The organism is Rhodoplanes sp. SY1 (genome assembly GCF_046000175.1).
In the GTDB taxonomy this organism is placed as follows: domain Bacteria; phylum Pseudomonadota; class Alphaproteobacteria; order Rhizobiales; family Xanthobacteraceae; genus Rhodoplanes.
The window spans coordinates 15,951-30,710 of record NZ_JBEOMB010000103.1 but is presented as its reverse complement, the minus strand read 5'-3'; the positions used below and the strand labels follow the sequence as shown (position 1 = coordinate 30,710).

Below are 14,760 nucleotides of genomic sequence, written 5' to 3'. Positions count from 1 at the left end.
CCGGCGGCTTCGGCTTGGGCGGCTGGGCCGCCGGGCGCTGCGCCGGCGTGTTCGACGGCGGCGGCGGAAGCTGGGCCGCGGCCGGTCCGGCGAGGACCAGCCCGGCGACGCCGGTCAGCACGGCGGCGATCAGCGGCGCCAGACCGACCGGCGCGAAACGGCGTGTGGTCGTCGCGGCGGACGACCCGATGCGGATGTCGTGTCCCATTCTCAACCCGTCAGAGTCCCGAATCGCGTCCGGGCGGCCGCCGGCGCCCGTGCGCAGCGGTCCGGACCCCGGACTGTCGAGAACGCCCCGGCGCCCCCGCGCCACTGTGCCCCGATTCGCGGCTCTCTAGCGCGCCATTTCGTCGAGGGCGTGGCGGGCGGCCTCGCGGTGCTGCGGGCCGAGATGGGAGACGACCAGCTTGAGGACGCCGGCCAGCACGGCCGCATCGTCGGTGAAGCCGAGCGCCGGCACGATGTCGGGCAGCATGTCGGCCGGCATGACGAAATAGGCCAGCGCGCCGAGGAGGGCGACCCGGACATGGTGCGGGGTGCCGCGGTCGAAGGCGCAGTAATACGCCGCCAGCAGCTCCTCGGCGAACGGAACCCGCGTGACGACACGCTTCAGCTTCGGCCAGAAGCCGCGCCGCACCGTCTCCTCGTCGCGCCGCGCGTCGTCCCGCCCTGCCTGCGCGGGGTCGATCGTGCCGTCGCCGATCGTCCCGTCGGTGCCGAACCGTGCCTGCGTGGCCGCCATGGTCCCGTCCTCGTGGTTCGCCTCGTCGAGAAAATGGGGGTCCGGTGGGTTGGTTCAACCCGCCGGCCGGGCCGGGCGGCGCCGGGCCGGGCGGCGCATCGTCACGCCTTCAGGCCGGTCGCCGCGGCGATGCTCTCCATGGCGGCGGCGAGCGCGATGTCGCGCTCGGTGACGCCGCCGGCGTCGTGGGTCGCGAGCGTCACCGAGACGGTCCGGTAGACGTTGAACCATTCGGGATGGTGGTCGTGCTTCTCGGCGACCAGCGCGACCCGGGACATGAAGCCGAAGGCGGCGTTGAAGTCGGCGAAGGTGAACACCTTGGTGATCGCGTCGCGCTCCGTCGCGTCCTGCCAGCCGGGCAGGGCGGCCAGCGCCGCACGGCGTCGCTCGGCGGTGAGTAGCTCGCTCATCGGGGGTTCTCCTCGTCGCAGGGGGCGCCCGCGTCTGGTGGGCGGCGCGATGCGATCATATCTGCGGAAAGGGGCGACTGGCGACGGGCTTCGCCGACCAGAACCGGAGGCGCAGATGCCGTGGTCCGTGAACATCGGGTCGATCGCCGGCACGGCGGTGCGCATCCACGTCACCTTCGTCCTGTTCCTCGTCTGGATCTTCGGGGCGAGCTGGGCCCAGGGCGGCGCCGACGCGGCGGTCTCCGGCCTCGTCTTCATGCTGCTCCTGTTCGCCTGCGTGCTGGCGCACGAGTTCGGCCACATCTTCGCGGCCCGCGCCTTCGGGGTGGCGACGCCCGACGTGACGCTCTTGCCGATCGGCGGCGTGGCGCGGCTGGAGCGCATTCCCGAGGCACCGGGCGAAGAATTCCTGGTGGCGGTGGCGGGTCCGGCCGTCAACGTGGTGATCGCCTTCCTGCTGATCGTGCTGGGCGGTGCCGACCCGTCGATCCGCAACCTCGCCGCCGTCGACTCGACCGCCGCGTCGATGCTCGACAAGCTCGCGGCCGTGAACATCTTCCTCGTTCTGTTCAACATGATCCCGGCGTTCCCGATGGACGGCGGGCGGGTGCTGCGGGCGCTGCTCGCCGTCAAGCTCGGCCATGTGCGGGCGACCGAGATCGCCGCGTGGATCGGCCAGGCGACCGCCTTCGCGTTCGGCTTCATCGGGCTGTTCGTGAACCCGATGCTGATCTTCATCGCGATCTTCGTCTATCTGGCCGCCGCCTCGGAGGCGCAGCTCGTCGCCATCCGGGCGATGTCGCGCGACGTGCCGGTCGCCGCCGCCATGATCACCCGCTTCGCGACGCTGACGCCCGACGAGCCGATCGAGGCGGCGATCGAGACGCTGTTGAGCACCAGCCAGCAGGAGTTCCCGGTGGTCGACGGCGAGCGCCGCCTGGTCGGCGTGCTCAGCCGCGCCGACATGATCCGGGCCCTCAAGGAGGTCGGCCCGCAGGCGCCGGTCGCCGAGGTGATGACCAGCGACATCCCGCTGATGAGCCATCGCGGCCGGCTGGAGACGGCGTTCGCGACTCTGCAGGAGAAGCAGAAGCCCGCCGTCGGCATCGTCGACGCGGCCGGCCGGCTGATCGGCCTCGTCACCTCCGAGACGGTCGGCGAGATGCTGATGGTGCGCGAGGCGCTCCCCAAGAACACCCGCATCGGCCCCTGGGGCCGCGCCGCGGGGGCGTGACCAGTTTCCGCGTAGCAGGCCTCGTGTCCCGGGCGCGGCGCGACGCGCCGCGAACCGGGACCCAGGGCGATCAGGCACGGTGATCACGGACCGCCGTCGTGGCGCCCGTCGTGCCTCCCCTGGGCCCCGGCTCTGCGGCGCATCGGGCCTACGGCCGACGCGCCTTGTCCGGGACACGAGACCCGATACCGAAGACCTCCTCTTTACCGTCCGGAACGGAACCGCTCCCCTCGCGGGTTCGTGCCTTTGCGCTGCCGCATGGCCGTGCCCACATGCGGCATGCCCGCCAGACGTACCGCCGGAGACCCCTGAGGATGCCGCTTCTCGTCCGCCGCCCCGTCGCCCTCGGGGCGGCCCGCGACCGCACGTCGCGCTCGCGGCGGGCGCTGCGGCGGCTGAAGATCCTGTCGCGCCAGACGCCGCTTTTGCTGCTCGCCGGGCTGTTCGTCGTCACCGGCGTGGTCGCCGGCCTGTTCTACTTCAACGATCGCCCGACCACGTTGCGGATCGCCGTCGGGCCGCCCGGCAGCGAGGACGCCCGCCTGGTCCAGGCGATCGCCCAGCAGTTCGGCCGCGACCGCAGCACGACGGTGCGGCTCGTCCCGATCGTCAAGGAGGGACCGGGCGCCGCGGCCCGCGCCCTGCAGAACCGCGAGGTCGATCTCGCCGTCGTCCGCCGCGACGTCGCCTTCCCGGCCGCCGCCCAGGCCGTGGCGGTGCTGCACGACAATATCGCGGTGCTGATGGTGCCGGCCGAAGGCTCGCTCGCCGCCGGCGGGCCGAAGCCGGAGGCGCCGGCCCGCCCCGCATCGCGCCGCCGCGCCAAGGCATCGGCGACGCCGGCCACACCGGCGCCGGCCAGGATCGACAGCATCGAGGCGCTGGCCGGCCGCCGCGTCGGGCTGGTCGGCCCCGGCATGGGCGACCGCGAGATTCTGGGATCGATCCTGCGCCAGTACCAGGTGCCGATCGACAAGGTGACCGTGGTGCCGCTCGACGCCCGCGACGTCGCCGGCGCGCTGCGCGCCCATCCAGTCGACGCCGTGCTGGCGCTCGGCCCCGTCGCGAGCCCGCACGTCGCCGGCGCGGTGGCGGCTTCGAGCAACGGCCGCACCGGCCCGACCTTCCTGGAGATCGGCGCCTCCGAGGTGATCGCCGCCCGCATGCCGGTCTACGAGGAGGCCGAGCTGAAGGCCGGCGTGTTCGGCGGCCAGACCCCGCAGCCGGCCGACGCGGTCGAGACCCTCGGCTTCAAGCACTACATCGTCGCCCGCCGCAGCGTGCCGGAGGACACCATCGCCGACCTGACCCGGCAAATCTTCATGGCCCGCCAGACGCTGTCGTCGGAGTTTCCGATGGCGGCCCGCATCGAGAAGCCCGACACCGACCGCGACGCCGCCGTGCCGGCGCATCCCGGCGCCGCCGCCTATATCGACGACGACCAGAAGGGCTTCTTCGATCGCTACAGCGACTTCATCTACATCGGCGCCATGGCGCTGTCCGGCGTCGGCTCCGGCCTCGCCTGGTTGGCGAGCCATCTGCGCGCCGACACACGCTCGCGCCGGCAGCGGCTGCTCGAACGCCTGCTCGGGCTGATCGGCAAGGCGCACGCCGCCCGAGACCTCGCGGCCCTCGCGGCGCTCGACCGGGAGATCGACGCGATCCTCGCCCGCGTGCTGCTGCCGAGCAGCCGTGACGGGCTCGACCACGTCTCGCTCGCCGCCTACACGCTCGCCTTCGACCAGGCCCGGGCGGCCGTGGCGGCGCGCCGCGCACAAGTCGCCGGCGGAGCGGCCGGCGCAGTCATGCCGGGCAGCGACGCAGCTGCGGCCGCCAAATCGGCCCCGTCGGCCGATCCCGCCCCCGGACCGAGCGCCACCATTCTTCGGATGACCAAGCCGGCCGACGGAACCTGAGTCCGTCATCCCGGAACGCGGGCGACGCCCGCGTGTCCGAGATCCATAGTCCCGGCAGTCCCGGCACCGATGGCTCACGGAACACCGGGCGTATAGGTTCCGGGCTCGGCGCTTGCGCGCCGCCCCGGAACGACGGAGAAACCCGGGAGCGCCCTTCTGCGGGCGGGTCGCCCCGAGGCACCATGTCCGGCTTCGCCGTCCACACCCTGTTCGACGTCTTCGCCTGGATGGCCGCGGGGATGGCCGCGCTGTGGCTGACCCGGGTCGAAAAGATCGCCTTCCCGCCCGTCACCACCGAGCTCGGCTATGTCGCGGCCCTGGTGCTCGGCGCCGGGACGGGCGCGGTGCTGTTCGGCACGCTCAACATGATCGTCTCCGGCGTGCCGGTCGTCGCCCGCTCGATCGAGGGCGGCATCGCCGGCGCCATCCTCGGGGTCGAGCTCTACAAGCAGGCGACCGGCGTCGCGCTGCGCACCGGCGCCCGCTTCGCCCTGCCGCTCGCCGTCGGCGTCGCGGTCGGCCGCATCGGCTGCCATCTCGCCGGGATCGAAGACTTCACCCACGGCACGCCGACGACCCTGCCCTGGGCGCACGACTTCGGCGACGGCATTCCGCGCCATCCGGTGCAGCTCTACGAGAGCGCCGCGATGGCGGCCTTCGCGCTCGTCTACGTCGTTCAGGTGATGAACCGCGGCACGCGATGGATCGACCAAGGGTTCTACCTGGCGGTCGGCTTCTATGGGCTGCAGCGTTTCGTCTGGGAATTCCTCAAGCCCTATGGCACGATTCTCGGCCCGTTCACGGTGTTCCACCTCCTGTCGGCCGCGCTCGTGATCTGGGCTGTCTTCATGCTGGCGACCGCGCAGCAGATCACGACGAGCCGATCCGGAGAGGCGCATGACCGCAGCGCTGCGGAGATCTAGACCCTACGTCTTCTGGGGCCAGACCACGTCGCTGTGCGAGACCTGCCTGGAGCTGGTGCCGGCCAAGATCCAGATCGTCGACGACGAAGTCTGGTACGAGAAGCGCTGCAAGGCGCACGGCGTCCAATCGACCCTGATCTCGACCGACGCGGCCTATTGGCGGCGCTGCAAGGACTACATCAAGCCGGGCGACACGCCGCTCGCCTTCCAGAGCCGCACCGCGCACGGCTGCCCGTATGATTGCGGCCTGTGTCCCGATCACGAGCAGCACTCCTGCCTGGCGCTGATCGAGATCAACCAGCACTGCAATCTCACCTGCCCGGTGTGCTTCGCCGGATCGTCCCCGCAGCACACGACGCATCTTCCGCTGGCGACCGTCGAGCGCATGCTCGACGCGCTGGTCGAAAGCGAAGGCGAGCCGGACCTGCTGCAAATCTCCGGCGGCGAGCCGACCCTGCATCCCGAGTTCTTCGCGATCCTGGACGCGGCGCTGGCGCGGCCGATCCGCCACGTGATGATCAACACCAACGGGCTCGTGCTGGCCCAGGACCCGGATTTTTCCGCGCGCCTCGCGGAGCGCCGGCGCGGGCTCGAGGTCTATCTGCAGTTCGATTCGCTCGAGCGCGACGCCCTGATGAACCTGCGCGGCGCCGACCTGCGCCGCATCCGGCAGCAGGCGCTGGAGAACCTGGAACGCCACGGCATCTCGACGACGCTGGTCGTCACGGTGAAGCGCGGCGTCAACGATCGCGAGATCGGCGCGATCGTGAAGCACGCGTTGACGTGGAGCTGCGTGCGCGGCGTGACGTTCCAGCCCGTGCAGGACGCCGGCCGCAACGAGAATTTCGACGCCAAGCGGAACCGCATCGTCCTGTCCGAGATCCGGCGGCGCGTGATCGCCGACTCCGGCGTGTTCGGCGCGGACGACATGATCCCGCTGCCGTGCAATCCCGAGACGATCTCGATCGGCTATGGGCTGCGCAACGGCGGGCGCGTCCTGCCCGTCACCTCGATGCTGTCGCGCGAGGATCTGGTGGCCGTCGTCCCCAACACCATCAACTTCGAGAAACAACCGGCGCTGCAGCGGAAATTCGTCGAGTTGTTCTCGCTGTCGTCCGGCGCCATGAACGCACCGGAGCGCCTGGCCGAGTTCCTGTGCTGCCTGCCGCGCGCCACCGTGCCGGAGGGGCTGTCCTATGCGAACGTCTTCCGGGTCGCGATCGTGTCGTTCATGGACCGCTTCGACTTCTGCCTCGGCGGCGTGAAGCGCTCGTGCATCCACTTCGTCACGCCCGAGGGCAAGATCATCCCGTTCGACACCTACAACCTGTTCTACAGGAACGGGCTGGTGGACGAGATCCGGGCGCGCCGCAGCGCCAGCGAAAGGGGCTCCGGATGGCCGCCGTCCTGATGATCCTGGTGGGGTTCGTGCTCATCCTGCCGTTGCCGCTCGTGAGCGCCGTGGCGCTCCTGGTCGATTACGGCCTGAAGACATCGAAAGGCGGTCCGGACCTCGGCTTCGCCATGCTCTGGCTGGGATGCCTGGCCGTGGCGACGTTCGGGGCCGCGATGATCCGGGTCGGCTGGCGGATGCGCGGGGGCGCGACGGCCGCATGACCGAGACCGGCCAGAAATTCCTGCTGTTCGTCCTGATCGGCCTGATGGCGCTGCCGTCCGGGCTGTGCTCGGCCGTGTTCACGGTCGGCGGGCTCGGCATGCTGCTCGACCGCGACCCCGTCGCCCAGGCCGTGTCGGGCATCTCGCTGGTCGGCGCGGCGATCGGGTGGATCTTCTGTGCCCTGGTGCTGATCGGGGCGCGGCGACTGCGGCGCATGCCGCCGACGCCCACGGGCTCCGATCAGAGCCCTAAGCCGACCGATTCCCCGCCGCCGTGAGGAGACCGCCGTGGCGATCCTGATGATCCTGCTCGGCCTCGTGCTGCTGCTGCCCGGCCTGTGCGCCGGCGCTTTCGTGGTGGCGTTCGGCCTGACCGAGCCGAAGTCGCTGGTCGATCCGGAGCTGGTGATCGTCTGGGCGATCAGCATCGCCATCGCGGCCGGCGGTATTTTCCTGATCCGCGGCGGCCGACGGCGCATGCGGGACCGGGCGGCGGCTCGGTCCACGGGACCGGCCCCCATGACAGGCCGTCATCCGGGCGATACGCCGCCCTGATACGCGGCGCCGGCCGGGGCGCCGTTCGTTCACGTTTCGTGCCAGCTCCTTGCCTCCGGCCGGACCTTGTCTATAGTCCGGCGCAAATCTCGCGGGCCCCGGAGGCCCGCGTTCCGTTTTTCAAGGGACCCCTATGAAGCTCCGCAACGTCGCCATCATCGCCCACGTCGACCACGGGAAGACCACCCTGGTCGACCGGCTGCTGCAGCAGTCCGGCACGTTCCGCGAGAACCAGCGGGTCGCCGAACGCGCCATGGATTCCAACGACCTGGAGCGCGAGCGCGGCATCACCATCCTGGCCAAGGCGACCTCGATCGTCTGGAAGGACACCCGCATCAACATCGTCGACACGCCCGGCCACGCCGACTTCGGCGGCGAGGTGGAGCGCATCCTCAACATGGTGGACGGCGCCATCGTGCTGGTCGACGCCGCCGAGGGTCCGCTGCCGCAGACCAAGTTCGTGGTCTCCAAGGCGCTCAAGATCGGCCTCCGCCCGATCGTCGCCATCAACAAGGTCGACCGCTCCGATGCCCGGCCGGACGTGGTGGCGAGCGAGGTGTTCGACCTGTTCGCGGCGCTCGACGCCAGCGAGGAGCAGCTCGACTTCCCGGTCCTCTACGGCTCCGCCAAGGAGGGCTGGATGGCCCCGGCGCTCGAAGGCCCGAAGGAGTCGATGGAGCCGCTGCTCGACCTCGTGCTGAAGCACGTGCCGGAGCCGACCATCGAGCACGGGCCGTTCCGCATGCTCGGCACCATCCTGGAATCGAACCCGTATCTCGGCCGCATCGTGACGGGCCGCATCACGTCCGGCACGCTGAAGCCGAACCAGCCCGCAAAGGTGCTCGACCGCCACGGCAAGATCGTCGAGACCGGCCGCATCTCCAAGGTGCTGGCCTTCCGCGGCCTGGAGCGCCAGCCGATCGACGAGGCGGTGGCGGGCGACATCGTGTCGGTCGCCGGCCTGCCGGAGGCGACGGTGGCGCACACGATCTGCTCGCCCGAGGTCACCGAGCCGCTGCCGGCTCAGCCGATCGACCCGCCGACCCTCTCGATGACGTTCCGGGTGAACGACTCGCCGCTCGCCGGCACCGAGGGCGACAAGGTGACGGGCCGCATGATCCGCGACCGCCTGCTCCGCGAGGCGGAAGGGAACGTCGCGCTCAAGGTCACCGAGTCCACCGAGAAGGATTCCATGGAAGTCGCCGGCCGCGGCGAGCTGCAGCTCGGCATCCTGATCGAGACGATGCGGCGCGAGGGCTACGAGCTCTCGGTGTCGCGACCGCGCGTGCTGATCCAGCGCGACGAGGCGACCGGCGAGATGCGCGAGCCGATCGAGGAGGTCGTGATCGACGTCGACGAGGAGTTCTCCGGCGTCGTCGTGCAGAAGATGTCGGAGCGCAAGTCCGAGCTGATCGAGATGCGCCCGTCCGGCGGCGGCCGCACCCGGCTCGTCTTCTACGCCCCGACCCGCGGCCTGATCGGCTACCAGAGCGAGCTTCTGACCGACACCCGCGGCACCGCGGTGATGAACCGCCTGTTCCACGGCTACGCGCCCTACAAGGGCGAGGTGCAGGGCCGGCGCACCGGCGTGCTGATCTCCACCGACGCCGGCGAGGCGGTCGCCTACGCGCTGTGGAACCTGGAGGACCGCGGCCCGATGATGATCGAGCCCGGCTGGAAGGTCTACATGGGCATGATCGTCGGCGAGCACACCCGCGAGAACGACCTCGAGGTGAACGTGCTCAAGGGCAAGAAGCTCACCAACATCCGCACCACCTCGAAAGACGAGGCGGTGCGCCTCACCCCGCCGATCCGCATGACGCTGGAGAAGGCGCTCGCCTACATCCAGGACGACGAGCTGGTCGAGGTGACGCCGAAGTCGATCCGGCTGCGCAAGAAGCTGCTCGATCCGAACGAGCGCAAGAAGGAAGAGCGCCGCAAGGTCAGCGAGGGCGTGTGAGCTCGCGTCCGGGTGATCAGTTCGGTTGGTCATTCCGGGGCGGCGCACCCGGGTCGGCGCTTCGCGCCGCCCGAGCACAGGCTCCGCATCGAGCCCGGAATCCAGCCGCAGAGTGTCACGCTGGATTCCGGGTTCGCAGCTTCGCTGCACCCCGGAATGACCACCGAAGCAATCCGGCGGCTTCCGGATGAGCGCCCGGTGAGCAACGCGCCCTTCACGGTCTCGGAGTTCCTGTCCTGGGCCGAGGCCCGGCTGGAGCCGCCGCGCGCCGAGCTGATCGCGGGCCGCGTCGTGCCGGTCGCGGCGCAGCCGGCGGAGCACGCCCGCACCCGCTTCAAGGCGGCGCGCGTGCTTCAGCACGCGCTGGTCGCGGCCGGACTCGCCGGCGAGACCTTCACGGGCGGCATGCTGGTGCCGATCGCGGCCGACACGGCCTACGAGCCCGACGTGGTGCTGCGCCTCGGCGCGCCGCTGATCGGCGGCGGTCTGATCGTCACGGATCCGGTGATCGTCGTCGACGTGGCGGCCCCGATGCCGGGCGCCAACGGCGGCGCGGCGGACGCCCGTGCGGCACGCCTCGCCGGCTGGTTCGCGGTGGCGAGCGTCGCGCACTGCCTGCTGCTCGATCCGGTCGGCCGCAAGGTCACGCACCACGCACGAGGCGCCTCCGACGATAGTGACGGCGCCGACCAGGGCCGCCTCGTCGTCCGGACGCTCGATGCCGGCTCGCTGACGCTCGATCCGCCGGGCCTCGTGATCGAGGTCGCCGACCTGTTCGCGTGATCATTCCGGGCCGGCGCGGTCACCACCGCGCAAGCGTCTGGGCCCGCAGAAACGGGCGCTCTACCGCCCGCCGGTTGCCGATGCTATCGTGTCCATCATGACCATCGCGCTCCGCCACGCCATGACGGTGGACGAGTTCCTCGGCTGGGCCGCCACCCAGCCGGAGGCCCCGCGTGCCGAGCTGATCAACGGGCAGGTCGTCATGATGGCGTCCGAGCGGGTGGTGCACAATCGCCTGAAAGCATCGGCCTTCATCGCTCTGCGCGACGCTTTGGCCAGATCGGGCATCATCGGTGAAGCATTCACCGACGGACTCACCGTCCCGATCGATGCCTTCACGGCCTACGAGCCGGATGCGGACTGTCGTGCTCGGCGCGCCGCTCGACGGGAACGGCATGACCATTACCGACCCCGTCATCGTGGTCGAGGTGATCTCGCCGACGTCGGCGCACAGCGACACCAGCGCCAAGCTGATCGGCTACTTCAAGCTCCCGAGCGTGCTCCATTATCTGGTGATCGATCCCGATGCGCGCGCCGTCACCCATCACGCCCGGACAGCCGACGGCCGCGTGGTGGCGCGGATACGCGATGCCGGCCCGCTGACGCTCGATCCGCCGGGCCTCGTAATCGAGATCGCCGACCTGTTCGCCTGATCAGCCACCTCTTCTGTTCGCGCGACGACCTCGGCCGGTAGCACCGCCCGGCTGCGCCGGTTTGTCGCGGGGTGCGTGATTGTGCTGCAGTGCGATCGGTTCGTAGGCTCGCCCACGCTCGCGTCTCGCCCACGGCGCGCCGTCCGTCACATCGCTGTTTCCGTCGTCGTGTTTCCGTCGTCGCCGAGGCCGCCGTCCCATGGTGTCGCCGGGCGCTCCGCGAGGGTTCCGCGTGCTGCAGAAGACCATGCCCGGCCCCGCGACTGCGCTGCCTCTGCCGTGCCCGGCCTGCGGCGGGCCGACGCCGCAGCGCCTGCTCTGGCACAAGCACGGCTGCGCCATCCTGCGCTGCGAGCATTGCGGCCTCGGGCGCACCGAGACGGCCGGCTTCGACCCGGAGGCCTACTACACCGACGGCTATTTCTCCGGCGCGCACGAGGACGGCTACGCCGACTATCGCGGCGCCGAGCCGGTGCTGCGCCGCGAGTTCGCCCGCACGGTCGATTTCGTCCGCCGCTTCCGTGACGGCGGCCGGCTGATCGAGGCCGGCTGCGCCTACGGCTTCTTTCTGGCCGAGGCGGCCCGGCACTTCGACGTCGCCGGCGTCGAGATCGCCGCCGACGCCGCGGAGTTCTGCCGCGACCGCGGCCTCGACGTGATCACGGGCGTGATCGCACCCGACACGCTCGACCGTCTCGGCACGCCGGACGTCGTCGTGATGCTCGATGTGATCGAGCATCTCCCGGCTCCCGAGGAGACGCTCGGCCTCGTCGCCGAGCGGCTGGCGCCGGGCGGTATCGTCGTGATCACGACCGGCGACTTCGGCTCGGCGGTGGCGCGTCTCACGGGCCGCCGCTGGCGGCTGATGACGCCGCCGCAGCATCTGTGGTTCTTCACCGTGGAGAGCCTGCGCCGGCTCGCGGCCGCGCACGGGCTCGTGGCCGAGTCCGTCGACCACCCGTGGAAGACTGTCCCGGCATCGCTCGTGCTGTATCAGCTCGGCCGCCTGACCGGCCTCGGGCCGCGCACAATGTCCGGCATCGTACCGGCGGCGGGCCGGCTCGGCCTTCCCGTCAACCTTTTCGACGCCATGCGCGTTGTCTTGCGCAAGCCCGAGACGGGCCGCGGCGCGGCACCGTCATGAAGGATGGGCTGAGCGGGTTCCAGATCCTGCTGCTCGCCGGCTACGCCCTCGGCATGGTCGGCGGGCAGATGCTGTTCAAGCTGGCCGCGCTGCGGCTGCCCGCCGAGGCAGGCGGCGCGGCGCGACTCGCGAGCCTCGTGCAGAACGGCTGGTTCGTCGCCGCCGTGCTGCTCTACGGCGTCCTGTCGGTGTTCTGGGTGTGGGTCCTCACCTTCACGCCGCTCAGCCGCGCCTATCCGTTCGTCGCCCTGGCGTTCGCGGTGACGCCGCTCGTCGCCGCGCTCGCCTTCTCGGAGCCACTGTCGCTGCGGCTCGTCCTCGGGATCCTGGTGATCGCCGGCGGGCTCGTGCTGGTCGCGGGGTGAACGCCATGCCGACATGCGCCTCTCGGATCGTCGTCGTGATCGCCGCCTACAACGAGGCGGCCGTGATCGGCCGCGTCGTCGCCGGGGTCGTCAATGCAGGATACCGGGCCGTCGTGGTCGACGACGGCTCGTCCGACGACACCGGCGCCCGCGCCCGCGCGGCCGGCGCCGTGGTCGTCACCCACCCGATCAATCTCGGCCAGGGCGCGGCGCTGCAGACCGGCTTCGACTTCGCGCTGGCGCGGGACGCCGACGTGGTCGTCACCTTCGACGCCGACGGCCAGCACCGCACCGGCGACATCGCCCGGCTCGTCGAGGCGCTCGATCGCCACGGCGCCGACTATGCGCTCGGCAGCCGCTTCCGCGGCGGCACCGTCGACCTGCCGGTGTCGCGCCGGCTGCTGCTCGGCGCCGCCACGGCGTTCACCCGGCTCACCACCGGTCTCGCCGTCACCGACACGCACAACGGCCTGCGCGCCGTGACACGGCGCGGCCTCGCGCGGCTGGGGCTGCGCCAGAACCGGATGGCGCACGCCTCCGAGATCCTCCACCAGATCGCGCTCAGCGGCCTGCCCTGGGTCGAGGTACCGGTGACGATCGAGTACAGCGCCTACTCGCTCGCCAAGGGCCAGCGGATGAGCGACGCCGTGTTCATCCTGGTCGACCTGTTCGCCCGCCGGATGCACCGATGATCGCGCAGGTCTTTCTCTCGCTGCTGCTCGGCGCGGTGCTGATCTATGCCTGGAGCGCCCACCGCAAGGCGCCGGTGGTCGGCTTCCTCGCCATGGCGGCGGCCTCGGCCGGCCTCTATCTGATCTGGATGCCGCACCACGCGACGTGGCTCGCCCACGCCGCCGGACTCGGCCGCGGCAGCGATCTCGTCGTCTACACCTGGGTCGTGATCAGCTTGCTGATGCTGCTCAACCTGCATCTCAAGCTGCGCGCCCAGATGGACGAGATCACCCGGCTGGCACGTACCATCGCGATCACCGAGGCGATCCGGGACATGGCCGTCCGTGACGTGGCGCTCCGGGACGGAACGACCCGCGAGGTCACGCCGGACGCGACGGCGACGGCCGACGCCGCGCCAGCCCATCGCTGACCAGCCACGCCGCCGCCACGGCCATCGGACCGATCAGCCCGAGATTGTAGCGGGGATAGTGGTTGGCGAGCACGCCGTGGACGCCGACCAGGATCAGCGCCGGCACCGTATACGCGATCACCAGCGGCCGGCCGCGGCGCGCCGCGCGCACGAGCCCGATCGCGGCGATCGGCAGCACGACGAACGCGAACAGGCCGGCGACCCACAGGCCGCACCAGGCGAGCGGCACCGACACGGCGAGATGGCGCCACCAGCCGCCGTCCGCCATCGCGTCGCGCGTGATCGCGCCGATGACCGGATCGAGACGCCCATGCGCGGCGATCAGCGCGTTGCGCCGGGCACGCCCGGTCTCGAAGAAGCTCCCCGGCGCATCCCACTGGAAGCGCGCCGTCGCGTCCGGCCCCGCCAGCGCGGCGACGAGCGGCGGCCCGACCACCGGCACGCAGGCCGGAAACGCCCAGACATATTCGCGCGGCGTCATCGCGTTGAAGGCGAAGCGCTCGATCAGGGCGACGCTGCCGTACTCCTCGGTGAAGCCGAGCTTGCCGACCGAGACGGCGTTGCGGACGAGCCAGGGCGTCAGCATCACGGCGAGCGCCGCCGCGAAGGCGAGGCCCGGCCGCAGCAGCGCCCGGCGCTCCGGACCGGCAAACCAGCGCCCGGTGACGGCGATCATCACCAGCGTCACGGGGGCCAGGATCAGGAAGGTCGGCCGCGTCAGGCAGGCGAGGCCGAGCGCGAGGCCGAGCGCGAGGAAGTCGGCGAGCCGCCAGCGCGCCAGCGCCGCCACCAAGGCGAGGCCGTACAGGCTGAAGGTCGCGATGCTCAGGCTCTCGGTCATCAGGAAGGAGAGCAAGTCGGCCTCGGCGACGAAGCCCGAGGTCGCGAGCGCCGCCGCGCCGTAGAACACGCGGCCGTCGCCGGTGGCGATCTCGCCGGTGCGGCCGATCGCCAGCGCGGCGGCGGCGAGCAGCAGCGCGTGCAGGAGCAGCATCGACCGGACATCGATCGGGCAGCCCCCGAGATCCTGCCGGCGCTCGTCGGCCGCGACCGCGCAGTCGATCGACCGGGCGAGGCCCGGGTCGAGCCGCATCATGCCGGCGAGCGTCAGCGGATAGAACGGCGCGAAGAACATGCCGGGCGGCGGCGGCGCGCGGCTGCCGGCGACCTGGTCGAAGATGCCGTTGGCGAAGACCCCGTGATGGACGAGGTCGTGCGCCATGGTGACGTAGAAGATCTGGTCGAAATCGACCAGTCGCTTGGCCGGCCGGCTGGTGATCGCCGCCGCGAGGACGGCGAAGACCAGCACGGCGAAGCCGATCCGCAGGACCGCGGAGCGTCCCGGCATCCGGGGCG

Annotated in this window: 16 protein-coding genes and 2 pseudogenes; 14 read left to right on the top strand and 4 right to left on the bottom strand. The window is 71.2% G+C overall.

All coding sequences use genetic code 11. From position 1 onward, the window contains the following. The 3 genes and pseudogenes from ABTU92_RS22850 to ABTU92_RS22840 form a co-directional block, all read right to left on the bottom strand. Positions 1-208, bottom strand: a pseudogene (locus tag ABTU92_RS22850) (hypothetical protein); the annotation flags it as partial. 126 nt (positions 209-334) lie between these two features. Next, a complete protein-coding gene (locus ABTU92_RS22845) occupies positions 335-742 on the bottom strand; it encodes a YkvA family protein (protein WP_408093923.1) in 408 nt (135 codons plus the stop codon). A gap of 101 nt (positions 743-843) precedes the next feature. After that, positions 844-1,152: a 4a-hydroxytetrahydrobiopterin dehydratase gene (locus tag ABTU92_RS22840; protein ID WP_408093922.1), complete on the bottom strand. Its 309-nt coding sequence runs from the start codon at positions 1,150-1,152 to the stop codon at positions 844-846. Between the two features lie 115 nt (positions 1,153-1,267). Here ABTU92_RS22840 and ABTU92_RS22835 point away from each other — a divergent pair, with 115 nt between their 5' ends. From ABTU92_RS22835 to ABTU92_RS22770, 14 genes and pseudogenes are all read left to right on the top strand, one after another. Next, positions 1,268-2,386: a site-2 protease family protein gene (locus ABTU92_RS22835; RefSeq protein WP_408093921.1), complete on the top strand. Its 1,119-nt coding sequence runs from the start codon at positions 1,268-1,270 to the stop codon at positions 2,384-2,386. Positions 2,387-2,700: 314 nt separating this feature from the next. Next, on the top strand, positions 2,701-4,302 hold the full coding sequence (locus ABTU92_RS22830) for a TAXI family TRAP transporter solute-binding subunit (RefSeq protein ID WP_408093920.1): 1,602 nt from the start codon (positions 2,701-2,703) through the stop codon (positions 4,300-4,302). A 182-nt stretch (positions 4,303-4,484) separates the two neighbouring features. Further along, positions 4,485-5,225: a prolipoprotein diacylglyceryl transferase gene (locus tag ABTU92_RS22825; protein WP_408093919.1), complete on the top strand. Its 741-nt coding sequence runs from the start codon at positions 4,485-4,487 to the stop codon at positions 5,223-5,225. Further along, positions 5,200-6,636, top strand: coding sequence for a radical SAM protein (locus ABTU92_RS22820; protein ID WP_408093918.1), 1,437 nt, complete (start codon positions 5,200-5,202; stop codon positions 6,634-6,636). The genes ABTU92_RS22825 and ABTU92_RS22820 overlap by 26 nt, the downstream gene beginning before the upstream one ends. Beyond that, a complete protein-coding gene (locus ABTU92_RS22815) occupies positions 6,621-6,842 on the top strand; it encodes a hypothetical protein (RefSeq protein WP_408093917.1) in 222 nt (73 codons plus the stop codon). Before ABTU92_RS22820 ends, ABTU92_RS22815 begins: the two co-directional genes overlap by 16 nt. Beyond that, a complete protein-coding gene (locus ABTU92_RS22810) occupies positions 6,839-7,120 on the top strand; it encodes a phage holin family protein (protein ID WP_408093916.1) in 282 nt (93 codons plus the stop codon). Before ABTU92_RS22815 ends, ABTU92_RS22810 begins: the two co-directional genes overlap by 4 nt. 10 nt (positions 7,121-7,130) lie before the next feature. Continuing rightward, the gene (locus ABTU92_RS22805; RefSeq protein WP_408093915.1) at positions 7,131-7,397 is read left to right on the top strand and encodes a hypothetical protein; all 267 of its coding nucleotides are present in this window, start codon (positions 7,131-7,133) and stop codon (positions 7,395-7,397) included. Positions 7,398-7,530: 133 nt separating this feature from the next. Further along, entirely contained in the window at positions 7,531-9,357 is a 1,827-nt protein-coding gene (gene typA, locus ABTU92_RS22800; RefSeq protein ID WP_408093914.1) for a translational GTPase TypA, read from the top strand. A 198-nt stretch (positions 9,358-9,555) separates the two neighbouring features. Next, the gene (locus ABTU92_RS22795) at positions 9,556-10,140 is read left to right on the top strand and encodes a Uma2 family endonuclease (RefSeq protein ID WP_408093913.1); all 585 of its coding nucleotides are present in this window, start codon (positions 9,556-9,558) and stop codon (positions 10,138-10,140) included. A gap of 97 nt (positions 10,141-10,237) precedes the next feature. Further along, positions 10,238-10,793: pseudogene (locus tag ABTU92_RS22790) on the top strand (Uma2 family endonuclease). A 232-nt stretch (positions 10,794-11,025) separates the two neighbouring features. Then, on the top strand, positions 11,026-11,937 hold the full coding sequence (locus ABTU92_RS22785) for a class I SAM-dependent methyltransferase (protein ID WP_408093912.1): 912 nt from the start codon (positions 11,026-11,028) through the stop codon (positions 11,935-11,937). Then, on the top strand, positions 11,934-12,302 hold the full coding sequence (locus ABTU92_RS22780) for a hypothetical protein (RefSeq protein ID WP_408093911.1): 369 nt from the start codon (positions 11,934-11,936) through the stop codon (positions 12,300-12,302). The genes ABTU92_RS22785 and ABTU92_RS22780 overlap by 4 nt, the downstream gene beginning before the upstream one ends. Before the next feature lie 5 nt (positions 12,303-12,307). Continuing rightward, positions 12,308-12,994, top strand: a complete 687-nt coding sequence (locus ABTU92_RS22775) for a glycosyltransferase family 2 protein (protein WP_408093910.1) — start codon at positions 12,308-12,310, stop codon at positions 12,992-12,994. Next, the gene (locus ABTU92_RS22770) at positions 12,991-13,404 is read left to right on the top strand and encodes a DUF2304 family protein (protein ID WP_408093909.1); all 414 of its coding nucleotides are present in this window, start codon (positions 12,991-12,993) and stop codon (positions 13,402-13,404) included. Before ABTU92_RS22775 ends, ABTU92_RS22770 begins: the two co-directional genes overlap by 4 nt. On the opposite strand, the gene ABTU92_RS22765 is transcribed toward ABTU92_RS22770, so the two are convergent. Beyond that, complete coding sequence (locus ABTU92_RS22765) at positions 13,355-14,752, bottom strand: hypothetical protein (protein WP_408093908.1); 1,398 nt, start codon at positions 14,750-14,752, stop codon at positions 13,355-13,357. The two genes, ABTU92_RS22770 and ABTU92_RS22765, sit on opposite strands and share 50 nt — an antisense overlap. Positions 14,753-14,760 lie beyond the last annotated feature (8 nt).